The sequence below is a fragment of the Stenotrophomonas sp. FR010 genome (genome assembly GCF_047520755.2).
Lineage (GTDB): Bacteria > Pseudomonadota > Gammaproteobacteria > Xanthomonadales > Xanthomonadaceae > Stenotrophomonas > Stenotrophomonas sepilia.
Genome location: NZ_JAXBQT020000003.1, coordinates 162,079 through 187,120 on the forward strand (window position 1 = coordinate 162,079; position 25,042 = coordinate 187,120).

Below are 25,042 nucleotides of genomic sequence, written 5' to 3' on the forward strand. Positions count from 1 at the left end.
CCATGCGTGGATGATTCATTCGATGTCAGACAGATGTGCCGACCAACGGTCGGCACCCACCGACAGCGCACGGGATCTGTCAGAGGCGGGGCGGTGTGGGTGGGCAGGACCGTTGGCGCCATGGATGGCGCCATCGAGCCCCCATGGATGGGTTTACGGCGTGTCCTGACCACCCACACCGCCCCGCCATCCCACGCAATGCCGCTCTTGCTTCGGCCGTTGCCGTTGCTTCGGCTTGCAGCGGGTGCAGGGCCGCAAGCCCTGCAGAAAAACACCCTACCCCGCCATCACCGCTTCGATCTCATCGGCGCTGCGCGCCAGGCCTTCGGTCAGCACGCGATGGCCGTCATCGGTGATCAGCACATCGTCTTCAGTGCGGATGCCGATACCGCGCCAACGCGGCTCCACCGTCGTGTCGTCCACGCCGATGTACAGCCCCGGCTCGATGGTGAACGCCATGCCAGGCTCCAGCAGGCGTGAATCACCGGCGAGGCGGTAATCGCCCACATCGTGCACGTCCAATCCGATCCAGTGGCCGGTCTTGTGCCGGTAGAAGCGCTGGTACAGGCCTTCGGACAGATTCTTTTCCAGCGTGCCCTTCAGCAGGCCCAGCCGCAGCAGGCCTTCGGTCAAGGTCTGCACTGCGGCCAGATGGCCGGCCTCGTAGGGCACGCCCGGTTTGGCCTGGGCCAGCGCCGCCGCCTGCGCTTCACCGACCAGGTCGTGCAGCGCGCGCTGCTCGGCACTGAAGCGGCCGTTCACCGGGAAGGTGCGGGTGATGTCGCTGGCGTAGCCGCGGTACTCGGCACCGGCATCGATCAGCACCAGCTCGCCATCGCGCGACCGCGCGTTGTTGTCGCGGTAATGCAGGATGCAGCCGTTGCGGCCGGCACCGACGATGCTGCAATACGCAGGCACCGCATCGCTGGCGCGGAACACGCGTTCCAGCTCGGCCTGCAGTTCATACTCGTGGATGCCGGCCCTGGCGGCCTTCATCGCCGCCAGATGCGCACGCACGCTGATCTGTGCGGCGTGGTGCATCAGTGCCACTTCGGCGCCGGATTTGAACAGGCGCTGCTCGTGCAGCAGGTGGCCCAGCTCCAGGAACTCATGTGGCGGCTGCGCACCGTGGCGTACCTGCGAACGCACGCGGTTGACCCAGCCGATCAGCTTCAGATCGAAGTCGGCGTCGCGGCCGAAGTGGTAGTAGACGCGCGAGCGCCCTTCCAACAGGCCCGGCAGGATGTCGTCCAGATCATTGATCGGGTAGGCATCGTCCATGCCGTACTGCGCCACCGCGCCTTCCTGGCCGGCGCGGCTGCCGTCCCATGCCTCGCGCTCGGCATCGCGCTCGCGGCAGAACAGGATGGCCTCGCCGTGGCGGCGGCCCGGAATCAGCACCAGCACCGCCTCCGGTTCCGGGAAGCCGCTCAGGTACTGGAAATCCGAATCCTGGCGGAACGGATAATGGGTATCGAGGCTGCGCACCTTCTCGGCTGCGGCCGGCAGCACCAGGATCGCATCCTCGCCAGCCATGTCCATCAGCTGGCGGCGGCGACGCTTGTATTCGCCGGCCGCGATGCCGGTGCGCTGCTTGATATCCATCAGTTCAGGCGCTGCCGATGGCGCGCGGCCAGCACCACGTCGCCGTGCAGCAGCAGCACCGCCACGCGGATGAACTCCTCGATCTCCGACAGGGCTTCGTCGTCGTCATCGCCGCCGGCCTCGAAATCCTCACTGGACGCACGCGCCAGGCTGGCCATGTCGGTCAGCGCTTCTTCGCCCTCTTCGGACAGGGCCGGGCGGCGGCCGCCACTGCCCAGGCCGAAGCCGCCCAGGAACGAGCGGGTCCAGCTGAACATGGCATCGGCCTGCGCGGACACGTCGTCGCTGTCGGCGAGCAGCAGTTCGAAGGCGAAGTCACGGTCTTCCAGCTGCTTGATGGTGGCCTGCAGCAGCTGCCCCAGCACGCTGTCGGCGGCCACCGGCGGCAGGGTGTCGTCGGCCAGCACGCGCGCCGGCCAATCGTTGCCGGGGGCGCCGCCGGCGGCCAGCCAGCCGCACAGCGCGCCGTGCAGCTCGGCAGCGGTAGCGCCCAGGCCCAGCGCCTGGCTGGCGCGGGTAACGTCGTCGACGGAGGGAAGTTCGGTCATCGTGCGGCTCGTTCGGAATAAGAAAACCCGGGGTGCGCACGCGCGCGCCCGTGAGACCCCGTAGTGTAGCAACCCTGCAGCATCCTCTCGTGGCCGTCCGGCCTTGCTGCGACAGCGCTTGACCGCCCTCACCCGGCTTGCCTATCGTGCCCGCATGGAACCCGCCGATCCCCTTGCCCAGCTGCAGGACTTTGCCGCCCGCGTGGACGCGTTGCTTGAACGCAACCAGCGTCTGGCCGAGGAGAACCGCAGCCTGCGCCACCAGCAGGAACAGCTGGTGGCCGAGCGCTCGACGCTGTTGGCCAAGAACGAGCAGGCACGCTCGCGGGTGGAAGCGATGATCAGCCGGCTCAAATCCCTGGAGCAGCACACATGAGCGCCGAACCGGTCAGTGTCCGCATCCTCGATCGTGAATACACCGTGGGCGTCGGCGGCGATGAGCGCGACAGCCTGATGGCCGCCGCACGCCTGCTCGATGCGCGCATGCGCGAGATCCGCGGCAGCAACCGCATGGCCGCCGTCGACCGCGTCGCCGTGCTGGCCGCGCTGAACCTGGCCCACGAACTGCAGCTGCTGCGCGACGAGAACGCCCGCCAGGCCGTGGCGCTGCAGCAGACGCTGGCCGACCTGAACCGGCGCCTGGACCGCGCGATCGACGGCGGCGCCTGAAGACCGTGCACAACGCGTCTTCTCATATCTGAATTGGCACGGACTGTTGCCGACGAACGGCCTATCCAGATCCTGCGTGCTGGCTATAATGGCCACGCGTTCTCTGCGGTACTCGACGGCATGTGCAAACATTCGCCTTGTCCCTTAAGAACGACACCGGGAGCGCGACAGCGCCGGGAGTGCAGGTCCGCCTTGTAGCGGGAAGCCCGATGGTTCTCCAGCGTTCCCACTTGAGCCCCCGGGTTCAAGGTCGTTTCGCATGCATCGACATTGCGGAGAATGCAATATTCCAGCAAGGGCGGCGTCTTCGGGCGTCGCCCTTGTTCTTTCCGGCACAATGGCGGCTGATCCTTGCCGCTCGCTGCCATGACCGACCCGCGCCAGGCCTTGCGCCACGACCTGCGGCAACGCCGCCGTGACCTTAACGCTGGTGAGCGCATCACCGCCGCCGAATCGCTTGCTGATGCCCTGCTCGCCCTGCCGTTCGCCCCGCGCGAAGGCGCGGTGGCCGGCTACTGGGCGCTGGATGGCGAAATCGCCCTGCACCGCTGGCAGCTGCAACTGCCCGAAGGACTCACCTACTGCCTGCCGGTGCTGGCCGGCGATGTGCTGCGCTTCGCACCATGGCGGCCCGGGCAGCCGCTGACCAGCAACCGCTATGGCATCCCCGAGCCGGACGTGACCGTGGAAGACACTCTGGAACCGGAACGGATGGCGCTGGTCGTGACCCCATTGGTGGGGTTCGACGCACAGTGCCGCCGGCTGGGCATGGGGGGCGGCTGGTATGATCGCAGCTTCGCCTTCCGCCACGACCGGCCGGCGCCGCCCTGGCTGGTCGGTGCTGCGTTCGCGGTGCAGCAGGTCGAGTCCTTGCCGGTGGCGTCGTGGGACGTGCCGGTGGATGCGATCTGCACCGAAGACGGCACCCTGTTCCCCTCCGCTGCCCCCGTGAACGCATGACCGCCCGCAAGCGCTACTGGCTGATGAAGTCCGAACCGGACGCCTTCTCCATCGATGATCTGGCCAAGGTCAAGGTCGAACCCTGGAACGGGGTGCGCAACTACCAGGCGCGCAATTTCATGCGCGATGGCATGCAGGTGGGCGACGGCATCCTGTTCTACCACTCCAACACCAAGGTGCCCGGCATCGTCGGCCTGGCCACCGTCGCCAGCCCAGCCTACCCGGACGACACCCAGTTCGACCCGAAATCCGACTACCACGACCCCAAGAGCACGCGCGAAAACCCGCGCTGGATGCTGGTGGACGTGGCCTTCGACCGCAAGCTCAAGCAGGTGATCGCGCTGGACGAGATCAAGCTGCACGCTGACGAGCTCGGCGAGGGCTTCCCGCTGGTTGCCAAGGGCAATCGCCTGTCGGTGTTCCCGGTGACCGCCGCGCAGTGGAAGCTGCTGCTGTCGCTGGAAAAGAAATCCTGATTCCCCGCCTGAGAGTTCTTCCCATGTCCGAAGCCAAGCGCCTGGCCGCCGAGAAAGCCATCGAGTACGTCGAAGACGGCATGATCGTCGGTGTCGGCACCGGTTCCACCGTGGCCTATTTCATCGATGCCCTGGCCCGCATCCAGCACCGCATCAAGGGCGCCGTGTCCAGCTCCGAGCAGAGCACCGCACGCCTGAAGCAGCACGGCATCGAGGTGATCGAGCTGAACCACAGTGGCAACCTGTCGCTGTACGTCGATGGCGCCGACGAGTGCGACCCGAACAAGTGCCTGATCAAGGGCGGCGGCGCCGCACTGACCCGCGAGAAGATCATTGCCGAGGCCAGCGAGCGCTTCATCTGCATCGTCGACCCGAGCAAGCAGGTGCCGGTGCTGGGCAAGTTCCCGCTGCCGGTGGAAGTGATCCCGATGGCGCGCAGCCTGGTCGCCCGCCAGATCCGCGACATGACCGGCGGCCAGCCGACCTGGCGCGAGGGCGTGGTCACCGACAACGGCAACCAGATCCTGGACATCCACAACCTGCAGATCACCGATCCGGAAAAGCTGGAGCGCGAGCTCAACCAGTTGCCGGGCGTGGTCTGCGTCGGCCTGTTCGCGCGCCGTCGCGCCGATGTGGTGATCGTCGGTGGCGAGCCGCCGGTCGTGCTCTGACCCTTCCCAAGGATCCTGACAATGTCGCTGTTGCGTTCGCTGCTGATGCTTCCGCTGCTGGCCCTGGCCGGCTGCGCCACCGACGCGGCCCGCCATTGGGTCGAGCTGGACGGCGCCCGCTACCAGGTCGAGCTGGCCACCAACGATGAAACCCGCGCGCGCGGGCTGATGTTCCGCGACCAGATGGCGGCCGACCACGGCATGCTGTTCATCCACGACCGCGAGGAAATGCAGGCGTACTGGATGAAGAACACCAAGATCGCGCTGGACATCCTTTACTTCGACAGCCAGCGCAAGCTGGTCAGCCAGCAGCGCGACGTACCGCCGTGCTCGGCCGGCGACATGTGCCCGCCCTATCCCAGCGGCGGCCCGGCGCGTTATGTGCTGGAACTCAACGCCGGCCAGGCCGAGAAGCTGCAGCTCAAGGACGGCACGGAGCTGAAATTCGGTCCGGGCATCGAAAAATAACGGTAGTGCCGGCCGCTGGCCGGCAATCCAACCCGACCGGGGTCAGATCCCTTTCGCAAGCGAAAGGGATCTGACCCCTGAATTTTTCACGCGACACCGCTTGAAACCGCCTGCGAATGACGCCAGTCTGTGGCCATGCAGGACCGGATCACACTCCCCGACTGGGATGCCTTGGCCGACCTCGAAGACGAGGCGCTGCCACTGTTGCCGACCGCGCTGCTGATCGCGCGCGATGAATACCCCGATCTGCAGCCGTCCACCTACGACGCGCTGATCCAGAGCCATGTCGAGCACCTCCGCTCGGAAGTGGAGAGCATCGACAACAGCCCGCTGAAGATGGCGGCGATCAACCGCCACCTGTTCGACGAGCTGGGCTACAGCGGCGACCACGACGAGTACTACGACCCGCGCAACAGCTACCTCAACCAGGTATTCGAGCGCCGCCTGGGCAACCCGATCTCGCTGGCGCTGGTGCAGATGGAAGTCGCGCGCCGGCTGGGTATTCCGCTCGATGGCGTGTCCTTCCCCGGCCACTTCCTGGTGCGCCTGCCGGTGGACGACGGCGTGCTGGTGATGGACCCGTTCAACGGCGGCCGGCCGCTGGACGTGGACGAACTGCGCGAGCGGGCCAAGTCACACCTGGGCGGGCAGATGCCCGACGACCAGGTGCTGGCGCAGATCCTCGACCCGGCACCCGCGCGCGCGATCCTGATGCGCATGCTGCGCAACCTGCACGGCGTGTATGCCGAAGCCGGCGAGTGGGACCGCGCCGCGCGCAGTGCCGACCGCCTGCTGAAGCTGGCCCCGGAGCAGGACGATGCGCTGCGCGACCGCGGCCTGGCCTACCTGCAGCTGGAGTACCTGGCCGGTGCCCGCCACGATCTGGGCCAGTACCTGAAGCGCAACCCGGAAGCCAGCGACGCGCAGTGGCTGCGCGAGAAGCTGATCGACCTCGGCGGGCCGATGCCGCGGCTGCATTGAGGGAGTCGGTGTGTGGACCGACAGTCCACGCCTGCCTTCATCCATCGACCTCGACCATCTCGAAATCGGCCTTGGTCACCCCGCAATCCGGGCAGGTCCAGGTCTCGGGAATGTCCTCCCAGCGCGTCCCTGGCGCGATGCCTTCCTCCGGCAAGCCTTCTGCTTCGCTGTACAGGAAGCCGCAGACCACGCACATCCAGGTGCGCAAAGTGGTGGGGGTGGCATCGCTCATCGGATAATCAGGACTGGATTCACGGGCCGCCATTGTCCCATCGCGGTCCACTCACCGGTAGCCATCGATGACTTCTGCTTCCCCGGCGCCCCGCGGCGTCTACCTGATCACCCCGGACGAGCCCGATACCGCACGCCTGCTGGCCCGTACCGCGCCGCTGCTGGCCGCGGGCGCCACCTGGCTGCAGTACCGCAACAAGACCGCAAGCGACGCGCTGCGGCGGGAGCAGGCCACCGCGCTGCAGGCACTGTGCGCAGACCACGGCGTACCGCTGATCGTCAACGACGACCCGGCGCTGGCCAAGGCCGTGGGCGCGGCGGGCGTGCACCTGGGCGGCACCGACGGCGACATCCCCAGCGCGCGCGCCCTGCTCGGCCCCGAGGCCATCATCGGCGCCTCCTGCTATGACCAGCTGGCCAATGCCGAGAGGGCCGTGGCCGCCGGCGCCAGCTACGTGGCCTTCGGCGCGTACTTCCCGACCACCACCAAGATCACCACCAGCCGCGCCCATACCGACCTGCTGCGGCAAAGCGCCGCACTGGGCGTGCCGCGGGTGGCGATCGGTGGCCTGACGCCGGACAATGTCGGTCCCATCATCGACGCCGGCGCCGATCTGGTCGCCGTGGTCAGCAGCGTGTTCGCCGCCGAAGACCCGGTCGCGACCCAGCGCGCCTACCTCGCCCAGTTCGCGTAATGCCCAGGAAAGCCCCATGAACCACGACCAGTCCCACGCCCTGTTCTCCCGCGCCCAGCAGCTGTTGCCGGGCGGCGTCAATTCGCCGGTGCGCGCGTTCAAGTCGGTCGGCGGCGAACCGTTCTTCGTCGAGCGCGCCGACGGCGCCTACCTGTACGACGTCGACGGCAACCGCTACATCGACTACGTCGGCTCCTGGGGCCCGATGATCGTCGGCCACAACCACCCGGCGGTACGCCAGGCGGTGAAGAAGGCGATCGACAACGGCCTGTCGTTCGGCGCGCCATGCGCGGCTGAAGTCACCATGGCCGAGACCATCACCCGCCTGGTGCCGTCGTGCGAGATGGTGCGCATGGTCAACTCCGGCACCGAGGCCACCCTGTCGGCGATCCGCCTGGCGCGTGGCGCCACCGGCCGCAACCGCATCGTCAAGTTCGAAGGCTGCTACCACGGCCACGGCGACTCGTTCCTGGTCAAGGCCGGCAGCGGCATGCTGACCCTGGGCGTGCCGACCTCGCCGGGCGTCCCGGCCGGGCTGAGCGAACTGACCCTGACCCTGCCCTACAACGACTTCGAAGCGGCCACTGCGCTGTTCGAGCAGCAGGGCGATGACATCGCCGGCCTGATCATCGAACCGGTGGTCGGCAACGCCAACTGCATCCCGCCGCGCGAGGGCTACCTGCAGCACCTGCGCGAACTGTGCACGAACCACGGCGCGCTGCTGATCTTCGACGAAGTGATGACCGGCTTCCGCGTTGCCCTCGGCGGTGCGCAGGCGCACTACGGCATCACCCCGGACCTGACCACCTTCGGCAAGATCATCGGCGGCGGCATGCCGGTGGGCGCCTACGGCGGGCGCCGCGAGCTGATGCAGCAGATCGCCCCGGCCGGCCCGATCTACCAGGCCGGCACGCTGAGCGGCAACCCGGTGGCGATGGCCGCTGGCCTGGCGATGCTGGAGCTGATCCAGCAGCCGGGCTTCCACGCCGACCTGGCCGAGCGCACTGCACGCCTGTGCGCCGGCCTGGAAGCGGCCGCCGCCGAAGCCAGCGTGGCGGTGACCACCACCCGCGTGGGTGCGATGTTCGGGCTGTTCTTCACCAGTGAGAAGGTGGAGACCTATGCGCAGGCCACCGCCTGTGACATCCCAGCGTTCAACCGCTTCTTCCACGCGATGCTGGAGCAGGGCGTGTTCCTGGCGCCGTCAGCGTACGAGGCCGGTTTCCTGTCCAGCGCGCACGATGATGCCGTGATCGAGGCCACCCTCGCCGCTGCACGCGTGGCATTCAAGGCCGCCAAGGGCTGATCGCAAAAAAAGGGGACGGAGGGGATTAAGTCGTTTGTGCATAAACGACTTAATCCCCTCCGTCCCCTTTTTTCAACCGAAGACGAACTTGCCCTTCATCATCGCGAAGTGGCCGGGGAACGAGCAGAAGAAGGTGTAGTCACCGCCCTTCTGCAGACCCTGGGTAGAGAAACGCACGCGCGTGATCTCGCCACCGCCGATCACCTTGGTGTGCGCCAGCACGCGCTTGTCGGCCTTCGGCAGGTAGCTGTCGGCCAGGGTCATGCGCATGCCCGCCATCGCCACCGGCTGGTAATCGGCCGTGCGGGTCAGCACCCAGTTGTGGCCCATCGCGGTAGCGGCGAGCTTGCCGGTATGGCGCAGGGTCAGGTCCACGGCAGTGCAGTCGGCGGCAAGCTTGATCTCGCGAGTGCTGAAGCTCATCTGGTCGGTGCTGTCGATGCTCACCGCACACACCCGCGCCATCGCCGACGGCGCCAGCATCAGCGCGCCCAGTCCCACTGCCACCCACCAAGCCTTCATCGTTGCCTCTCCTGCGGATTCAAGCACCATTCTAGGCAGGCCCCTGCGGCCGCGTCTGCGACCGTCTGTCGCATGCCTACTCCAGGGTTTCCCGCGCACTCACTGCAATGGCATGCTCGACCGATGCGGATCGACCTGTTGCTGCTGGATGTGGATGGCGTGCTGGTGCAGTACCAGCGCGCGCAGCGCGTGCTGCACCTGGCCCAGGCACTGCAGGTTCCGACGCAGGCCGTACAGGCCGCGCTGTATGACAGCGGACTGGAAGCGGCGCATGACAACGGCACGCTGGATGGCCCGGTCTATCTGGCGCAGCTGGGGGAGTGCCTGGGCAGGACCATCGATGTACCCAGCTGGATCGCCGCACGCCAAGCGGCCAGCCATCCGCAGCACGCGGTGCTGCAGCGGCTGCAGGTTCTGCAGCTGCCGCTGGCGGTACTGACCAACAATGGCGCGCTGATGGTGCAGGCGCTGCCCACCCTGCTGCCGGAACTGTTCCCTGCGCTGCAGGGACGCGTGTTCTGCAGCGCCGATTTCGGCCTGCGCAAACCCGCACCGGAGGTCTTCCTGCGCACGCTTGAGGCCCTCGGCGTGGCGCCTTCGCGCACGCTGTTCGTCGATGACCTGTTCGCCAATGTGCGCGGTGCACGCGCCGCCGGCCTGCACGCGGAAACCGTGCGCGATGGCCGTGGATTGGGCAAGGTGTTGAAGCGCTATCGGATTGCGTGAACCACTGTGGAGCCGAGCCCATGCTCGGCTCTACAGATGCCGCTGCCGGCTTCAGCGCGCGGCGATGAACGCCGCAATCGCTGCGCGCAGGCGCTTGAGGCCTTCGGCCACCTCTTCGTCGGTGATGTTCAACGACGGCACGAAGCGCAGCACGTCCGGGCCGGCCTGCAGGGTCAGCAGGCCGTGCTCGGCGGCATGGTCGAGGATCGCCCCGGCCTGGCCGGCGAAGTCCTTGCCCAGCACCGCGCCCAGCATCAGGCCGCGGCCACGCACGTCGCTGAACACACCGAACTCGTCGTTGATGCGGGCAAAGCCATCGCGCAGCGCCTTCGACTGGCGGCTGACATTGGCGGCGATCCCCGCCGAGGCCAGCTTGCGCAGTGCCACGCGGGCCACCGCAGCGGCCAGCGGGTTGCCGCCGAAGGTGGTGCCGTGCGCGCCGAACTGCATGGTCTCGGCCACCTTCGGGCCGGCCAGCATCGCGCCGATCGGGAAGCCGCCACCGAGTGCCTTGGCCAGGGTGACCATGTCCGGCACCACATCATCCTGCCAGTGCGCGAACAGCGTGCCGGTACGGCCCATGCCGGCCTGGATCTCGTCCAGCACCAGCAGTGCGTTGTGCTGGTCGCACAGTTCACGCACGCGCTTGAGGAAACCGGACTTGGCCGGCATCACGCCGCCCTCGCCCTGGATCGGCTCCAGCATCACCGCCGCCACGTCTCCGGCGGCCATCGCGGTTTCCAGCTGCACCTCATCGTTGAAATCGATGTAGCGGAAGCCACCGGGCAGCGGCTCGTAGCCTTCCTGGTACTTCGGCTGGGCGGTGGCGGTCACCGCGCCCATCGTGCGGCCGTGGAAGCTGCCACGGAAAGTGATGATCACCCGCTTGTCGGCGGGACGGCCCTGGCTGGAGGCCCACTTGCGGACCATCTTGATCGCCACTTCGTTGGCTTCGGCGCCGGAATTGCACAGGAACACGCGCTCGGCGAAGCGGCTGGCCTTCACCAGCTCCTCGGCCAGATGCAGCGGCGGTGCGCTGTAGAACACATTGCTGGTGTGCCAGAGCTTGCCGGCCTGCTCGACCAGCGCGGCCACCAGGTCCGGATCGTTGTGGCCCAGGCCACACACCGCGATACCCGCAGCCAGGTCGATGAACTCACGCCCCTGGCTGTCCCACACGCGGGCGCCCTGGCCTCGCTCCAGTACCACCTGGCGGGGCTTGTAGACCGGCAGGTAATAGTGCGAAAGGGAGATCAGCGGATCGGTCGCGGCGGTCATGGCAGTCGGCAGGATTCAGGAATGCCCATTCTCGCGCCGGAACCCCTGCGGCACAATGCGCCCATGCGACCGTTTTCCGCCCCCCAGCTGAATCCCGCCACCGAGACCGGCTGGCGTCGTCGGTGGTTCGACATCATCTACCGCCATGACTCGCGGCCCTCGCGCAACTTCGACCTGATCCTGGTGGTGGCGATCGTCGCCAGCATCCTGGTGGTGATGATCGACAGCGTGCAGCACCTGCATGCCGAGTGGTCCACCGGCCTGTACATCCTGGAATGGGGCTTCACCATCATCTTCACCGCCGAGTACCTGCTGCGGCTGGCGGTGGTCAAGCGGCCGCTGCGCTACGCGGTGAGCATCTGGGGCATCATCGACCTGCTGTCGATCCTGCCCGCCTACCTGTCGATGTTCATCCCCGGCGCGCAGAGCCTGCTGGTGGTGCGTGCGCTGCGCATCCTGCGGGTGTTCCGCATCCTCAAGCTGACCCGCTACATCGAGGAAAGCGGCGTCCTGATGACGTCGCTGTGGCGCAGCCGCCGCAAGGTGCTGGTGTTCCTGTTCACGGTGATCACCATCACCATCATCGCCGGCGCGTTGATGTACGTGATCGAGGGCCCCGAACACGGCTTCACCAACATCCCGGCCAGCATGTACTGGGCGGTGGTGACCATGGCCACGGTCGGCTTCGGCGACATCGTGCCGCAGACCGTGCTTGGCCGCTTCGTCACCTCGGTGCTGATCCTGATCGGCTACAGCATCATCGCCGTGCCCACCGGCATCTACACCGCCGAACTGGCCAGCACCATGCGCGAAGCCGAACTGGCCGCGCGCCGCGATGCGCGTGGCTGCCCGGAGTGTGGGCTGGAAGGCCACGAGCCGGATGCACGGTATTGCCGCAAGTGCGGCGGTCAGCTACCGGATCCGTTCAACCATTGAGGCGCATGCCGGCCAGCGGCCGGCACTACCCTTGGCGCTTATGCATGGATGCGCGCGCTGCTCATCGCAGGCGGTTGCTGGTGGAGACCAGATCGTTGTAGGCGTCCAGCAGAGTGGATTGCGCACCTTCCGGCGCCGAGGTGTCCCAGCTGCCGGAGGCCTTGCGCTCGGCAGCCAGCCCTTCGGCGGTGATCGGCTTGCCCTGCTGCAGACGCTCCACGCCGCGCCCGGCGGTGCGTACCAGCTTGTCCGCTGAACGCTGCACGTGGCCCCACATCGGGTCGTCCTTGCCCACCCCGGAGTTCTGGATTTCCGTCACCAGCGCCTGGTAATCGGCCAGCTGTACGCGCAACGCCGCCAGATCCGGTGCGTCGCCCTGGAAGGCCATGGCCAGCTGCTTGCCATCGCCCAGCAGGCGCAGATGGTAGTAGGCCAGCGAACGGCCTTCGCTCTCCTCGATCTGCTTCAGCTGTGCCGCGCGACGATCGTTCTCGTTCTTCTCCAGTGCCGCATCCAGTGCCTCGCTGGCCTTGAAGAACCCGGCATAGGCCTGCATCAACGGCGCGTGCTGGCTGCGCAGGCCTTCACCACCATCGCGGCGATAGTCCTCACGGGTGAAGTAGCCGTCGGCGCGTTCGATCAGCGCGTACAGCGACTGGAAGGCCTGCTGGTAGTCACGCGCCGGTGCATCCAGCGCGGTAGACGGGTTCTTTGCCAGCGCATCGGTCAGCGCCTGGCCGCAGTACTCCACGCGGTGCGACAGCACCTTGCCCGGTGAGCGCGGCTGCGTTTCCTTGCCGGTCGGACCGGCTTCGGGATCCTTCATCCAGCCGGTGTAGGTCTGGAAGCCTTCGTGGATGGGTTGTTCAACGCCGTTGTAGCACTCGATGTAGGCGTTGACCTTCTCCAGGCCGGGATCGGCCGCCGCCGGCCCCGGCACTTTGTCGCAACCGGCCGTACCGACCAGCGTGCCGAGCAGAAGAAGGGGAAGCAGGCGTACAGAAGCGTTCAAATCGATTCCTTGCAGAAAGAGGCGGTAGATATCCTCGCGCATGACGCAAGCACCCGCATCGGCGGCCTCGCAAAGGCCCTGCCGTTCGGAAGTGTGCGATGCGATGCGTCGCAATCGACCTGTTCGATTGCGACACAAATGACACGATGGACGCTGCGCTTACTGGCGGTTGCTCTGGAAAACCAGCGAGTTGTATTCCTGCATCAGCTTGCTGGCCGAGCCGCGTGGCGCCATCGAGGGCGAATCCAGCATGCGCCGTTCGAAATCGCTGTAGGGCGTCTTGCTGCTGACCCGCTGCAGCCGCTCCTTGCCTTCCCGACGGAAGTTCTCGGCTTCGCGCTCGAAGCTGTTCCAGTCCAGCTTGCCCGGCTCCTGATCGGCCACCTTGGCATGCGCCTCGTCGGAAATACGGTTGAAGGCGTCGAGTCGTTCACGGGCTTGGGCCGGATCAAAGTCGTCCTCGCTCATCAGCTCCACGATCGCTTTGGCTTCCAGCATCATCGCCAGACGGTAGTACTCGCGCGTTCGCCCCTCGGCCTGTTCCAATACCTTGAGCTGCTCGCGCTGGGCGGCGTCGTTCTGGCGCTCCAGCTCGGCATTGAACGTTTCGCTGGCAGCCACGAAATCCTTGAAGGCGACCATCAGGGGCGCGTGCAGCTGCTTGCCCTTGGCGAACTGGTCGTCTTCGTAGTCCTGGCGATCGTAGTAGTCGTGCGCGTCCTTGCTGATCGGCACCAGTGCCTTCAGCGCCTGCTGGTAGTGGCCAGCAGCAGCATCGAGTTCGGCCAGCACTGGCTTGGCAGCCATCGCCTCGGTCACGGGGGCATCGCACTGCTTCATGTCGTAATCGCTGATCTCGAACGGACCGTACACCTGTGTCTCGCGACCGGTCGGGCCGGCGGCGACATCCTTGATCCAGCGCGTATAGGACTCGATGCTGCCGTGGGTCTTCGAATCAAGCGCGTTGAAGCAGCCGATGTAGGCGTTGAGCTTGGCGGTCAACTGCTGCTGCGGGTCGGACGGCGCCGCGCTGGCGTCCGGCGTGCCGGAGGCAGCGGCGCCGCCCGCAGCGGCGGGTGCCTTGCCACCGCAGGCGACGAGGATCAACGACAGCGAAGCGACCAGCGCCGCGACCGAAAGAGTGCGTGACATGTGCTCACATCCCTGTTGAAAACGATTACAGCCGCGCATTCTAGCGCAGCAGGCCGAAGGTCGCAGCCCTCGGCCTCTTCCGGCGACGCGCGATCAATCCAGGAACAGATCCGGCAGCAACGGACGCGATGGATCCACTGCGTAGCCCGAAAGATCGGTGATACCCGCCTGCGCCAGCACGTCATCGTCGATCAGGAACTGGCCATGGAAGCCCGCCGCTTCGCGCACCAGCACCGCATGCGCGGCATCAGCCATGATCTGCGGCGTGCGGCAGCCGGCCGCATCCACGCCAGGGATCATGTTGATTGCATCGGTGGCGATCACCGTGCGCGGCCATAGCGCGTTCACCGCCACCCCCTGCGGGCCGAATTCCGCGGCCAGGCCGAGCGTGACGAAGCTCATGCCCATCTTCGCCAGCGTGTAGCCGGTATGCGCGCCCCACCACTTTGGTTCCAGGCTCGGCGGCGGCGCCAGGGTCAGGATGTGCGGATTCGGCGCCTGCAGCAGGTACGGCAGGCAGGCCTGCGCGCACAGGAAACTGCCGCGCGAATTGACCTGCTGCATCAGGTCGAAGCGTTTCATCGGCGTATCCAGCGTGCCACGCAGCCAGATCGCGCTGGCGTTGTTGATCAGGATGTCGATGCCCCCAAAGGTGTCGACCGTGGCCGCAACCGCGGCCTGCACCTGCTCTTCCTCGCGGATATCGCACTTCAGCGCCAGCCCCTGGCCACCCGCGGCTGTTACCGCTTCGGCCGCGGTATGGATGGTGCCCGGCAGCTTCGGGTTCGGCACCGCCGACTTGGCCGCAATGGCCACGTTGGCCCCGTCACGCGCAGCGCGCAGTGCGATGGCCAGGCCGATGCCACGCGAGGCACCCGTGATGAAAAGCGTTTTGCCCTGCAGACTGCCCACGTTCCACACTCCAGCGTATGCAATGAGCCGCCAGTATGCCGCGCCGACGCGGAGTTCACCCGCCCTTGACGATACTCGGGCCTCCAGCCAACGCACGAGGTCCACGCCATGCGCCGTTCCCGCCTGTTGCTGCCTGCCCTGGGGCTTGCCCTGCTGACCGCCTGCCAAGGCCGTTCGCCGGAACCCGGCAAGGAACCGTCGGCCGGTGACACGCCCAGCGCAGAAAAAGCCGCCGCGGACGGCAAGCTGCGCTGGAGCGAGGCAGTGGTGTGGGATGGCGACCTCAACGCCTGCCGCCAGGGCGAGAATGCGGCCACGCGTGAGTGCCTGCGCGATGCGATGCGCGCTGGTGGCGCCAGCGCCGATGCGATCATCGCCGCCGAACAGCTGTCCACCGGCGGCGAGCTGGCCTACGTGACGGCCTGGCATGAGAACGAAGGCCTGGGCATCGCCACGGTCGAGTATCCGTTCCGCGCCAACACCAACGAGGGCACCCGCCTGGTCGACGCCACCGGCAAGCGCATCGACGTGGATGCCGTGCAGCTGGACGACACCCTGCGTGCCGACCCCACCGTGCAGGCCCTGCTGAAGGACCACCCACAGGCCACGCCGTTCGCACCGGCGCAGTCGGCCGGAGCCACGCCGCTGGAGAACGGCGGCATCCGCCTGCTGTACCGCACGCCGCTGCGCGACTGCCACGCCTGCCCGGATGTGGGCCAGCTGCAGATCGCCTACGACTTCGACGCCAAGCGCAACTTCATCGGCCAGCAGGTAGTGCCGGCGACGCCGTAAGGTCACAAGCCTCTGTAGAGCCGAGCCATGCTCGGCTCATTGAATGCAGTCGAGCATGGCTCGGCTCTACAATACGGTTCTCCCCGGCGCATCCACGCATCGCGTGGATCTACCGGTACGCCTGCGCCTGCTTCCTCAGCAGATGCGGCACGATCAGCTGATGCACGGGTGCAACCGGCAGCATGTACATGCGCCCGAACGCGTTGTGCGTATGCACCACGGTCGCCACTTCCAGCACGTCACCCTGCCATTGCAGGGCCAGCTGCACACGCAGGTGGCGGTCGTCGTCTTCCAGCACGATGGCATCGTCACTGAGCGACTGCAGGGTGAAGATGCCCAACCGCTGCCCGGGTTGAGGATCCGCAACATCCTGCACCGCGCGCAACGAGCCCAGGTGCTTCATGCCGAGCAGGCGCATGCCGTGGTTGCGCAGCGCCATCAGCCCATCGAACCAGCCGGGAATGGTCGCGGCCATATCGCGATAGGCCTGCAAGGCCGAGCGCCCATCACGATGGGTCGTTGCCTGGCAGGCGTGCACGAAGTCGGCGCCGGCCAGCTGTGGGTGCAGGACGCTGCCCGCACTCGGTGGGCCGGTCACTACCTGCAGTGGACTCACGGCTTGGGCCCCTGCCCCTCGTTGTCTTCCCAATGCAGGATGCGACGGGTAACGAAGCGGTAGACCGGCTTGCCGGTGGCGAACCACAGTTCGCGCACCCATGAGGTGCGCTTGAGCACCCGCTTTTCCACTGGGGTGAGCGACTCACGGCAGTACATGCGCTTGTGCTTGAGCAGGTGGCGCAAGTCCTCGCGGGCCAGTAGGCGCATCCAGCGCGAGCGCGGGTTGCCGATCACTGCCAGCTGGAAATCGATCAATGCCGGGCGGCCGTCTTCGGTCACCAGCCAGTTGGCTTCCTTGGCCAGGTCGTTGTGGGCCACGCCGCGCCGATGCAGCTGCTGCAGCAGCCGACGCGCAGCGCGGAACCAGGCCAGGTCGCCACGCGGTGGGCGCTGGTACATGGCGTCGCCGGCCATGAAACTGCGGTCGAGATGATGCCCATTCCACGCCAGCAGCTGCGGCACGTCGGCCATGCCGTGGATATGGCGCAGCGCGCGCGCTTCGCGGCGGGCCAGCCACCAGGCCGGCAGCCGCAACCACAGCGGCGTGGCGCCCAGGTCACGGCGTACGAAGGGGCCGGCAGGCCCTTCCACACGGAGGATGCGACCGAAGCTATCGGCCTTCAAAGCATGCGGTGGCGTGTCTGGCGTATGCGGCATGGGCCCATTCTAGGCGATGGCGCCGGTTGCAAACGGTCACCAAGCGGCTGGGAACCAGTCACCTTCACGCCCCTATAATCGGGCAATGGACTCTTCATGGATCGACGCCACGCTTGCGTGGATTGCCGCTCACCCCGTGCTGGCGGGTGCCGTTATCTTCCTCATCGCCTTCTGCGATGCGGTGATCATTCTCGGCGCCATCGTGCCGGCGCTGCCGCTGCTGTTCGCGGTAGGCGTGTTCATCGGCCTGGGCCAGATCTCCGGACCGTACGCGGTGGCGGCGGCCGCACTGGGCGCATTCGCCGGCGATGGCATCAGTTACTGGATCGGGCGCCGCTGGGGAGACCGCCTGCGTGGCGTCTGGCCGTTCAGCCGTTACCCGCAGCTGCTCGACCGCGGCGAGAACCTGTTCCGTCGCAATGCGTTCAAGAGCATTCTGGTGGCACGCTACGTCGGCGCGATCCGGCCGTTCGTGCCCGCCATCGCGGGCATGATGAAGATGCCAGCCAGCCGCTATGTACAGGCCAGTGGTATCGCCAGCATTTCATGGGCGGTGCTGTTCCTGGCCCCGGGCTGGATTCTTGGCGAGGCCTATGACGCGGTGGCCGCGGTAGCCGGTCGGCTGGTGGTGGTGGTCGGCCTGCTGGCGGTGATCCTCGGCCTGGTCTGGGCCATCGTGCTGTACGGCTACCGCTGGTCGGCCGCGCGCATGGACAACTGGCTGGCGCGGCTGCTGGACTGGTCCAACCGCCATCCGACGCTGGGCCGCTACACCGTCGGTGTGCTGGACCCGAAGCGGCGCGAGTCGGTGCCGCTGGCGATGCTGGCACTGATGCTGCTGGTACTGGGCTGGGGCTGGTTCGCGCTGCTGACCGTGGTGGTTGCGCATGGCGAGCCGCTGGCGATCGACCTGCTGGTACACCAGGCCATGCTGGCCCTGCGCAACCCCCTGGCCGATTACCCGATGGCCGCGCTGGCGTCGCTGGGCGCCTGGCAGGTACTGCTGCCGGCCACTGCGGCGGCGATGGGCTACTTGGTCTGGCGCCGGCGCTGGATGGCGGCCGCGCACTGGCTGGCCGCGCTGGCTTTCGGCCTGGCACTGACCATGCTGCTCGGCGCTACCGTCGATGTGGTGCGCCCGGTCGACGCCAGCAGTGGCTTCGGCTTCCCGTCGGTGTCGGTGACGATGGCCACCATCACCTTCGGCTTCTTCGCGGTGCTGATCGCCCGCGAGATGCCCGGCCGTACCCGCGTCTGGCCGTACCTGGTGTCGGGCATCGTGGTCAGCCTGATCGGTTTCTCGCGCCTGTACCTGGGCGCGCATTGGCTGAGCGATGTAATCGGCGGCATGCTGTTCGGCACGTTCTGGCTGCTGGTGCTGGGCATCGCCTACCGCCGCCGCTTCAACCGCTCGTTCTGGGTGAAGCCGGTGGCATGGCTGTTCTACGGCGTCTTCGCCGTCGCCGCGATGTGGTACGCACCGCGCAACATCCCGGTGAAGCTGGAACGCTTCGAGCCGACCTTGCCGGCCCCGCAGGCAATGGACACGCAGGCCTGGTGGCAGCACGACTGGGCGACACTGCCGGCGCGCCGCAACGAGTTCGATGACGACCAGCGCTGGCCGCTGGACGTGCAGGTGGCCGGTCCGCTGGCACCGCTGCAGGCGCAACTGGAAGCGCGCGGCTGGAAGCGGCAGGAGCAGGCTGGCTGGCAGCAGGCGCTGCTGATGCTGGACAAGAACACCGGCGCCGATGAACTGCCGGTGCTGCCGGCGACGTTGGAAACCCGCGTGGAAGCGCTGTTGATGGTACGCCCGGGTACACACCGTGATGAGCGCTACGTACTGCGCCTGTGGCCGGCCCCTGCGCAGTTGCAGCCGGGCAACACGCCGCTGTGGCTGGGCAGTGCACAGACCCTGCGCTACGAACGCCATTTCGAGTGGATCGGCATGTGGCACCCGCTGCGTGGTGTCGACCCGGCATTGAATGCCGTGAAGGACGCCGTGCAGGACCTGCCGCAGCGCGAGGACGTGCACAGCGAAACCGGGTTGCCGGTGCTGCGGCTGAAGACCACCACGCCCTGACGGATACCGGTGCGCGATCACCCACTGTAGCGCCGAGTCCATGCTCGGCTGCGCTTCGCACGACCCAACACGCCGAGCATGGGCTCGGCGCTGCAGTAGATCCACGCGATGCGTGGATGGCATTGCACGCATGCCCCAGCATGTGCACCAAGGTGCACAGCGACCCGAGGCAGGCTGCTACGGCATCCAGCCCAGCAGCTGCTGCAATCGCTGGTGCGGGTCGTCCATCTGCAGCAGCTGAAGGCGCTGCTGCTCGCTCAGCGGCAGCAGCTCGGCCAGCCGCCAGCCGACCCAGCTGGTCTGGTCCAGCAGCGCCGGATTGGCCGGCGCATAGGCCTCGCCGGCCTGCTCGATGATGTGCCCCAGCACCGTGGCCAGCAGTGCATGCTGCGGCCGCAGTTCGTCATCGGGGTCTTCCTCGCACCAGCGCACATCAGCCACCACCAGGCCGTTGTCGCGCACGCGGGTGCGCTCGACATGGAAGCGGCGGGTGCCGCGCAGGCGCAGCTGCAGCACGCCGTCGGCGCCGACATCGAAGTCTTCGATGCGTACCTGCACGCCAAAGGCGGCCGGTGTCGCCGGTGCGCCGACCTCCTCGCCCTCGAGGATCAGGCAGACGCCAAATCCCTCACCACTGCGGCCGCTGTCGCGGACCAGGTCCAGATAGCGCCGCTCGAACACGCGCAGGCCTACCGCTGCACCCGGTACCAGCGCGGTGTGCAGCGGGAACAGCGGCAGCGAGCCGTCGCCGCTCATCGGGCCTGCAGCGCGGCGAGGAAGCGGCGCGGGGCACCGTCGAAGCCACCGTTGGACATGAATACCACGTGGTCGCCACTGCGCGCGCTGGCCTGCAGCTGCGTCAGCAATGCGTCGGTATCGGGCACCGCGTGGGCTTCGCCACGCACCGCGGCGATCACCGCCGCAGCATCCCAGGCCAGTTCCGGGCGATGCAGGAACACCACTTCATCGGCCAGCGCCAGCGAGGGAGCCAGCGCCTGCGCATGTGCGCCCAGCCGCATCGAGTTGCTGCGCGGCTCCATCGCGACCACGATGCGCGCATCACCCACCTTGGAACGCAGGCCCTCCAGCGTGGTGGCGATCGCAGTCGGATGGTGGGCGAAATCGTCATAGACGGTGATGCCGTCATGGCTGCCGATCACTTCCATGCGGCGCTTGACGCTGCGGAAGCGTGCCAGCGCCGGAATAACCTGGGCAGGTGCCACGCCCACTGCATGCGCGGCGGCCAGCGCGGCCAATCCATTGAGCACGTTGTGGCGGCCCAGCAGCGACCACTGCACATCACCCAGCGCCTGCCCACGATGGTGCACGCGGAACGCGCTGCCATCGGCGGCCAGCAGCTCGGCATGCCATTCCAGCGACGGATCGAAGCCGAAGCGCTCGACCGGGGTCCAGCAGCCCATCGCCAGCACTTCGGCCAGGTACTGATCCTCGCCGTTGACGATCAGCCGGCCACGTGCGGGTACGGTACGCACCAGATGGTGGAACTGGCGCTGGATCGCGGCCACGTCCGGGAAGATGTCGGCATGGTCGTACTCAAGGTTGTTGAGGATGGCCACCAGCGGCCGGTAGTGCACGAACTTGCTGCGCTTGTCGAAGAAGGCCGTGTCGTACTCATCGGCCTCGACCACGAACTCGCGCCCCTGGCCCAGGCGGGCGGAGACACCGAAATCCTCGGCGACACCGCCGATCAGGAAGCCCGGCGAGCGCCCTGCACTTTCCAGCAGCCAGGTGAGGATGGTGGTGGTGGTAGTCTTGCCATGGGTACCGGCCACGGCCAGCGTGTCGCGGCCCGGCAGCACCTGCTCGGACAGCCACTGCGCGCCGGAGATATAGCGCTGGCCGGCATCGAGCACGGCTTCCACGGCGGCATTGCCGCGCGACAGCGCGTTGCCGATCACCACCTCGTCGGTACCGGCCGGCACGCTGTCGGCACGGTAGCCCTGGTCCAGTGTGATGCCCAGCTGTTCGAGCTGGGTCGACATCGGCGGGTAGATGGCCTGGTCGCTGCCGCTGACGGAATGCCCAAGTTCCCGCGCCAGGGCGGCCACGCCGCCCATGAAGGTGCCGGCAATTGCAAGGATATGTACGCTGCTCATGACCGAGGATTGTGACCGATGACGGCTGTATAGGGCCAATGTCCGCTATCGGGTAAGACAACCCCTACACGGGATGTGAGAAAACTCCAATCAGCTGTCAGGGAATTCCCGATAGCGATGTTCTGTGAACCCGGACACAATTCGAACTGCCAGCCGCAGTACCCGAACCGGTCCTACTCCCCAAGAGGCCATCCCCAAGGGAGCTCATACTGCGGGGCCCTGAGCAAGCCCTTCGCTGGCGCCTATCAAACGACACAGGCCTGATCCTCGCGGACCAGGCCTGTGTTTTTTGCGCCCGAAGGACCGGAAGCATGCCGGCCCCGCCGGATCAGGCCTTGATCGCTGCCAGGATGCGGGCTTCGATCTCGTCCAGCTCACCGACGCCATCGACGCGGGCCAGGGTGCCACGGCCGGCGTAGAAATCGACCACCGGGGCGGTCTGGTCGTTGTAGACCTGCAGGCGCTGGCGCACCGCTTCCGGGTTGTCATCGGCGCGGCCCTGCTCCTTGGCGCGGCCGGCGATGCGGTCGACCAGCAGCTCGGTGGGCACATCCAGCTGCACCACCGCGTCCAGCGGCTGGCCGATCTTGGCCAGCAGGCCATCCATCGCATTGGCCTGGGCCACATTGCGCGGATAGCCATCGAGGATGAAGCCCTTGGCGACATCAGCCTGGGTCAGGCGCGACTCCAGCATGCCCAGCAGGATGTCGTCCGACACCAGGTTGCCGGCATCCATCACCGTCTTGGCCTGCTTGCCCAGCTCGGTGCCGGCGGCGATTTCCGCGCGCAGCATGTCACCGGTCGAAATGTGGGCGATCCCCAGCTTTTCCTTCAGGCGCGTCGCCTGTGTCCCCTTGCCCGAACCGGGCGGTCCCAACAGAACCAATCGCATTGACCTGACTCCAACGTGTTGAAAACAAAGAAGGTTCGCGTCCCGGACGGTCCGGTATCGCTGCACCGCAATAGCGCCACTTTACCGCATCCGGGTAATGTCCCTGCAATGTCCCCTCCCCCGAGCAGGTAGAAGCATGCGCAACGGTACTCTCCTTTACGCCCAGTCCGGCGGTGTCACCGCCGTCATCAATGCCACGGCGGCAGCGGTGATCGAGCAGGCCCGGGCCAAGGGCATCAAGGTCCTGGCCGCGCGCAACGGCATCCTCGGCGCGCTGCGCGAGGAGCTGATCGACACCAGCAGGGAGAGTGCCGCCGCGATCCGCGCCCTCGCCCATACCCCGGGCGGCGCCTTCGGCTCGTGCCGGGTCAAGCTGAAATCGCTCGACGCCGACCGCGCCCGCTATGACCGCCTGCTGGAGGTGCTGCAGGCCCACGACGTGCGCTGGTTCCTCTACAACGGCGGCAACGACTCGGCCGACACCGCACTGAAGGTCTCGCAGCTGGCCAAGGCCTCCGGCTACGACCTGACCTGTATCGGCGTGCCCAAGACCATCGACAACGACCTTGCCGTTACCGATACCTGCCCCGGCTTCGGATCAGCGGCCAAGTACACCGCGGTCTCGGTGCGCGAGGCGGCACTGGACGTGGCGGCGATGGCCGAAACCTCCACCCGTGTCTTCATCTACGAAGCGATGGGTCGCCACGCTGGCTGGCTGGCCGCCGCCGCCGGCCTGGCCGGCAACGGTGATGACGAAGCGCCGCACATCATCCTGCTGCCTGAGCGCGCCTACGACGAGGCCACGTTCCTGGCCAAGGTGAAAGCCGTGGTCGAGCGCGTCGGCTACTGCGTGGTGGTGGCGTCGGAAGGCATTGCCACCGCCGATGGCCGCTTCGTTGCCGATGCCGGCGGTGGCAAGGACTCGTTCGGTCATTCGCAGCTCGGGGGCGTGGCGGCGCACCTGGCCGGCCGGGTCAAGGATCAGCTGGGCCTGAAGGTGCACTGGGCACTGCCCGATTACCTGCAGCGCTCGGCCCGCCACCTGGCCAGCAGGACCGACTGGGAGCAGGCGCAGGCAGTGGGCAAGGCCGCGGTGCAGCTGGCACTGAAGGGCCAGAATGGCGTAATGCCGGTGATCGTGCGCAGCAGCGATGCGCCCTATCGCTGGAAGATCGAAGCGGCGCCGCTGTCGAAGATCGCCAACCACGAGAAGAAAATGCCGGCCGGCTTCATCCGCCGCGATGGCTTCGGCATCACGGCCAGGGCGCGCGCCTACCTGTCGCCATTGATCAAGGGCGAAGCACCGCTTCCCTATGGCACCGATGGCCTGCCGAAGTACGTCACCCTGAAGAACGTGGCGGTGAAGCAGAAACTGCCGGCCTTCGAAGGCTGACCTGAAAATGGGGACGGAGGGGATTAAGTCGCATCCGCCCCTCTGTCATCTCCAACAGCATCAGCAGTGGGTCGGATACGACTTAATCCCCTCCGTCCCCTTTTCATGGAGATCAGCATGGCACTGCGTGTTGTTCGACTCGGTACGCCGCGCCAACCCGGCGAGGGACTGCGCATCGGCACGGTGCGGCGGCCGCCGCGCGGCGTGCCGCGCAGCGAGTTCGCCCGACAGGACTGGTACGACGTCTGGTTTCCGACCCTGTCACCCAGCGCGGAGCTGGTGAAGCGGGCACATGAGGCAACGACGGCGGCCGACTGGACCGCCTTCTTCCGCCATTACAAGGCCGAGATGAAGGCGCCCGATGCCGCCCACGCGCTGGACCTTCTGGCCGCGATGTCGCAACACAGCGACATCAGCGTGGGCTGCTACTGCGAGGATGAAGCGCACTGCCACCGCAAGGCATTGCGCGAGCTGCTGGTGGCGCGCGGGGCAATGCTGGCGGAGTGATCAGCCGGATGCCGGCCAGCGGCCGGCACTACCACGCGTGGATGACGGCGTGGGCGCAGCGCCCGCGCCACCTCAATTGCAAGCCTTGCCTTCCATCTGCAACTGCGCGGCGAACATCGTCACCTGCGGAATCTGGCCGGCGGCGGCCTGCTTCTTCGCCTCTTCCAGATAGATGCGCGACTGGCCCTGCCCATCCAGCTCGACCTTGTGGCTCGACGGCAGGCGCCACACCCGCACCACCGCCTGCTGCGCCGGGCACGCGGCGTTGGGCACGCGGATCACATCATTGAGCTTCCAGCCCTTGTCGGCACTCGGCTGCGCCTTGGTGTAATCGACGAAGCGCGCGCGTGGCTGGCATTGCTCGCTGGTCCGGACGGCGGAGAAGCGATATGGCGCGACGGCATCACCGGTGAACGCACCTTCCAGCCGCGCGCAGGCCTCGGGGATCTGCCGCAGCGTATGCACCGCGCCCACCGCCTGCGGCGCACCGACCGCACGCTGCAGTTCCGGCGTTTCCGCAGCAAAGGCCGGTGCGGCCGGGACCAGGGCGGCAAGCATCAACAGGGACAGGCGCATGGGGGATCTCCTACGGGGCTGTGCGCAGGCTTGCAGAGGCTGCCTTAACGGGGTGCAAAGGCCGTTGGCTCGCCAATCATGCCCAGGGCCCGACGGCATGCGCCGCGGCTCCCAGGAGCCAGTCGAGCATGGCTCGACTCTACAAGTGGCGGCACGCATACTGCGGGCACCAGGGAATGCTGAACACCGCCATACGTCGGACGACCGCCCAGGTCGGTACGGGTTGGTTCCAGGCTGCAGCCCGTCGTCCCCCTCGTGG

29 protein-coding genes and 1 other RNA gene are annotated in these 25,042 nt (G+C 67.1%); 16 read left to right on the forward strand and 14 right to left on the reverse strand.

The window, feature by feature from the left end; translation table 11 throughout:
• Positions 1-276: 276 nt before the first annotated feature.
• Together ACM0PK_RS04350 and ACM0PK_RS04355 are read right to left on the reverse strand one after the other, a co-directional pair.
• Positions 277-1,599, reverse strand: a complete 1,323-nt coding sequence (locus tag ACM0PK_RS04350; RefSeq protein ID WP_414607467.1) for an aminopeptidase P N-terminal domain-containing protein — start codon at positions 1,597-1,599, stop codon at positions 277-279.
• Positions 1,600-1,604: 5 nt separating this feature from the next.
• Positions 1,605-2,153, reverse strand: a complete 549-nt coding sequence (locus ACM0PK_RS04355; protein ID WP_005418994.1) for a UPF0149 family protein — start codon at positions 2,151-2,153, stop codon at positions 1,605-1,607.
• A gap of 154 nt (positions 2,154-2,307) precedes the next feature.
• On the opposite strand from ACM0PK_RS04355, the gene ACM0PK_RS04360 reads away from it, so the two are divergent.
• The 8 genes from ACM0PK_RS04360 to ACM0PK_RS04395 all read left to right on the forward strand — a co-directional run bounded on the left by ACM0PK_RS04360 (position 2,308) and on the right by ACM0PK_RS04395 (position 6,378).
• Positions 2,308-2,529 carry a TIGR02449 family protein gene (locus tag ACM0PK_RS04360; RefSeq protein ID WP_005418996.1) on the forward strand — a complete coding sequence of 74 codons (222 nt, stop codon included), beginning with the start codon at positions 2,308-2,310 and terminating at the stop codon, positions 2,527-2,529.
• Positions 2,526-2,822 carry a cell division protein ZapA gene (locus tag ACM0PK_RS04365; protein ID WP_006467013.1) on the forward strand — a complete coding sequence of 99 codons (297 nt, stop codon included), beginning with the start codon at positions 2,526-2,528 and terminating at the stop codon, positions 2,820-2,822. The genes ACM0PK_RS04360 and ACM0PK_RS04365 overlap by 4 nt, the downstream gene beginning before the upstream one ends.
• Before the next feature lie 97 nt (positions 2,823-2,919).
• Positions 2,920-3,105, forward strand: a non-coding RNA gene (gene ssrS, locus ACM0PK_RS04370) — 6S RNA.
• 83 nt (positions 3,106-3,188) lie between these two features.
• On the forward strand, positions 3,189-3,782 hold the full coding sequence (locus tag ACM0PK_RS04375; RefSeq protein ID WP_414607466.1) for a 5-formyltetrahydrofolate cyclo-ligase: 594 nt from the start codon (positions 3,189-3,191) through the stop codon (positions 3,780-3,782).
• Positions 3,779-4,258 carry an EVE domain-containing protein gene (locus tag ACM0PK_RS04380; protein WP_005419001.1) on the forward strand — a complete coding sequence of 160 codons (480 nt, stop codon included), beginning with the start codon at positions 3,779-3,781 and terminating at the stop codon, positions 4,256-4,258. Before ACM0PK_RS04375 ends, ACM0PK_RS04380 begins: the two co-directional genes overlap by 4 nt.
• A gap of 23 nt (positions 4,259-4,281) precedes the next feature.
• Positions 4,282-4,929 carry a ribose-5-phosphate isomerase RpiA gene (gene rpiA / locus ACM0PK_RS04385; RefSeq protein ID WP_005419003.1) on the forward strand — a complete coding sequence of 216 codons (648 nt, stop codon included), beginning with the start codon at positions 4,282-4,284 and terminating at the stop codon, positions 4,927-4,929.
• A 21-nt stretch (positions 4,930-4,950) separates the two neighbouring features.
• A complete protein-coding gene (locus tag ACM0PK_RS04390) occupies positions 4,951-5,397 on the forward strand; it encodes a DUF192 domain-containing protein (RefSeq protein WP_005419005.1) in 447 nt (148 codons plus the stop codon).
• Positions 5,398-5,532: 135 nt separating this feature from the next.
• On the forward strand, positions 5,533-6,378 hold the full coding sequence (locus ACM0PK_RS04395) for a SirB1 family protein (protein WP_005419007.1): 846 nt from the start codon (positions 5,533-5,535) through the stop codon (positions 6,376-6,378).
• A 37-nt stretch (positions 6,379-6,415) separates the two neighbouring features.
• Here the strand turns inward: ACM0PK_RS04395 and ACM0PK_RS04400 are convergent, their stop codons facing one another.
• On the reverse strand, positions 6,416-6,643 hold the full coding sequence (locus ACM0PK_RS04400; protein WP_080375060.1) for a rubredoxin: 228 nt from the start codon (positions 6,641-6,643) through the stop codon (positions 6,416-6,418).
• 34 nt (positions 6,644-6,677) lie between these two features.
• On the opposite strand from ACM0PK_RS04400, the gene thiE reads away from it, so the two are divergent.
• Positions 6,678-7,304 (forward strand): thiamine phosphate synthase, encoded by a 627-nt coding sequence (gene thiE / locus ACM0PK_RS04405; RefSeq protein ID WP_164229907.1) that lies wholly within the window; start codon positions 6,678-6,680, stop codon positions 7,302-7,304.
• A gap of 16 nt (positions 7,305-7,320) precedes the next feature.
• Entirely contained in the window at positions 7,321-8,610 is a 1,290-nt protein-coding gene (gene hemL / locus ACM0PK_RS04410; protein ID WP_414607465.1) for a glutamate-1-semialdehyde 2,1-aminomutase, read from the forward strand.
• Between the two features lie 72 nt (positions 8,611-8,682).
• Here the strand turns inward: hemL and azu are convergent, their stop codons facing one another.
• Positions 8,683-9,132: an azurin gene (gene azu / locus ACM0PK_RS04415; protein WP_088497615.1), complete on the reverse strand. Its 450-nt coding sequence runs from the start codon at positions 9,130-9,132 to the stop codon at positions 8,683-8,685.
• A gap of 123 nt (positions 9,133-9,255) precedes the next feature.
• On the opposite strand from azu, the gene ACM0PK_RS04420 reads away from it, so the two are divergent.
• The gene (locus ACM0PK_RS04420; protein ID WP_414607464.1) at positions 9,256-9,858 is read left to right on the forward strand and encodes an HAD-IA family hydrolase; all 603 of its coding nucleotides are present in this window, start codon (positions 9,256-9,258) and stop codon (positions 9,856-9,858) included.
• 51 nt (positions 9,859-9,909) lie between these two features.
• Here ACM0PK_RS04420 and ACM0PK_RS04425 read toward each other — a convergent pair whose 3' ends face one another.
• Complete coding sequence (locus tag ACM0PK_RS04425; protein ID WP_414607463.1) at positions 9,910-11,136, reverse strand: acetylornithine transaminase; 1,227 nt, start codon at positions 11,134-11,136, stop codon at positions 9,910-9,912.
• Positions 11,137-11,199: 63 nt separating this feature from the next.
• Here ACM0PK_RS04425 and ACM0PK_RS04430 point away from each other — a divergent pair, with 63 nt between their 5' ends.
• Positions 11,200-12,072, forward strand: a complete 873-nt coding sequence (locus tag ACM0PK_RS04430) for an ion transporter (protein ID WP_414607462.1) — start codon at positions 11,200-11,202, stop codon at positions 12,070-12,072.
• A 61-nt stretch (positions 12,073-12,133) separates the two neighbouring features.
• Here the strand turns inward: ACM0PK_RS04430 and ACM0PK_RS04435 are convergent, their stop codons facing one another.
• From ACM0PK_RS04435 to ACM0PK_RS04445, 3 genes are all read right to left on the reverse strand, one after another.
• Positions 12,134-13,084: a YiiG family protein gene (locus tag ACM0PK_RS04435; protein WP_065185337.1), complete on the reverse strand. Its 951-nt coding sequence runs from the start codon at positions 13,082-13,084 to the stop codon at positions 12,134-12,136.
• Positions 13,085-13,243: 159 nt separating this feature from the next.
• A complete protein-coding gene (locus ACM0PK_RS04440) occupies positions 13,244-14,236 on the reverse strand; it encodes a YiiG family protein (RefSeq protein ID WP_414607461.1) in 993 nt (330 codons plus the stop codon).
• Positions 14,237-14,329: 93 nt separating this feature from the next.
• Positions 14,330-15,148 (reverse strand): SDR family oxidoreductase, encoded by an 819-nt coding sequence (locus ACM0PK_RS04445; protein WP_414607460.1) that lies wholly within the window; start codon positions 15,146-15,148, stop codon positions 14,330-14,332.
• A 108-nt stretch (positions 15,149-15,256) separates the two neighbouring features.
• Between ACM0PK_RS04445 and ACM0PK_RS04450 the strand changes: the two genes are divergently transcribed.
• Positions 15,257-15,940: a hypothetical protein gene (locus tag ACM0PK_RS04450; protein WP_111200505.1), complete on the forward strand. Its 684-nt coding sequence runs from the start codon at positions 15,257-15,259 to the stop codon at positions 15,938-15,940.
• A gap of 109 nt (positions 15,941-16,049) precedes the next feature.
• Here ACM0PK_RS04450 and ACM0PK_RS04455 read toward each other — a convergent pair whose 3' ends face one another.
• Together ACM0PK_RS04455 and ACM0PK_RS04460 are read right to left on the reverse strand one after the other, a co-directional pair.
• The gene (locus ACM0PK_RS04455) at positions 16,050-16,556 is read right to left on the reverse strand and encodes a DUF2867 domain-containing protein (protein ID WP_414607459.1); all 507 of its coding nucleotides are present in this window, start codon (positions 16,554-16,556) and stop codon (positions 16,050-16,052) included.
• Entirely contained in the window at positions 16,553-17,215 is a 663-nt protein-coding gene (locus ACM0PK_RS04460; protein WP_049413709.1) for a serine/threonine-protein kinase, read from the reverse strand. The genes ACM0PK_RS04455 and ACM0PK_RS04460 overlap by 4 nt, the downstream gene beginning before the upstream one ends.
• A gap of 85 nt (positions 17,216-17,300) precedes the next feature.
• On the opposite strand from ACM0PK_RS04460, the gene ACM0PK_RS04465 reads away from it, so the two are divergent.
• The gene (locus tag ACM0PK_RS04465; protein WP_032954490.1) at positions 17,301-19,298 is read left to right on the forward strand and encodes a bifunctional DedA family/phosphatase PAP2 family protein; all 1,998 of its coding nucleotides are present in this window, start codon (positions 17,301-17,303) and stop codon (positions 19,296-19,298) included.
• A 177-nt stretch (positions 19,299-19,475) separates the two neighbouring features.
• Here ACM0PK_RS04465 and ACM0PK_RS04470 read toward each other — a convergent pair whose 3' ends face one another.
• The 3 genes from ACM0PK_RS04470 to ACM0PK_RS04480 form a co-directional block, all read right to left on the reverse strand.
• A complete protein-coding gene (locus tag ACM0PK_RS04470; protein WP_414607458.1) occupies positions 19,476-20,054 on the reverse strand; it encodes an LON peptidase substrate-binding domain-containing protein in 579 nt (192 codons plus the stop codon).
• The gene (gene mpl, locus ACM0PK_RS04475) at positions 20,051-21,415 is read right to left on the reverse strand and encodes a UDP-N-acetylmuramate:L-alanyl-gamma-D-glutamyl-meso-diaminopimelate ligase (protein WP_414607457.1); all 1,365 of its coding nucleotides are present in this window, start codon (positions 21,413-21,415) and stop codon (positions 20,051-20,053) included. The genes ACM0PK_RS04470 and mpl overlap by 4 nt, the downstream gene beginning before the upstream one ends.
• Positions 21,416-21,743: 328 nt before the next feature.
• Positions 21,744-22,307, reverse strand: a complete 564-nt coding sequence (locus ACM0PK_RS04480; RefSeq protein WP_005419045.1) for an adenylate kinase — start codon at positions 22,305-22,307, stop codon at positions 21,744-21,746.
• A gap of 136 nt (positions 22,308-22,443) precedes the next feature.
• Here ACM0PK_RS04480 and ACM0PK_RS04485 point away from each other — a divergent pair, with 136 nt between their 5' ends.
• Positions 22,444-23,700: a 6-phosphofructokinase gene (locus tag ACM0PK_RS04485; RefSeq protein WP_005419049.1), complete on the forward strand. Its 1,257-nt coding sequence runs from the start codon at positions 22,444-22,446 to the stop codon at positions 23,698-23,700.
• A 117-nt stretch (positions 23,701-23,817) separates the two neighbouring features.
• Positions 23,818-24,207 carry a DUF488 domain-containing protein gene (locus ACM0PK_RS04490; protein WP_188240636.1) on the forward strand — a complete coding sequence of 130 codons (390 nt, stop codon included), beginning with the start codon at positions 23,818-23,820 and terminating at the stop codon, positions 24,205-24,207.
• Between the two features lie 72 nt (positions 24,208-24,279).
• On the opposite strand, the gene ACM0PK_RS04495 is transcribed toward ACM0PK_RS04490, so the two are convergent.
• Positions 24,280-24,783 carry a hypothetical protein gene (locus ACM0PK_RS04495; RefSeq protein WP_414607456.1) on the reverse strand — a complete coding sequence of 168 codons (504 nt, stop codon included), beginning with the start codon at positions 24,781-24,783 and terminating at the stop codon, positions 24,280-24,282.
• Positions 24,784-25,042 lie beyond the last annotated feature (259 nt).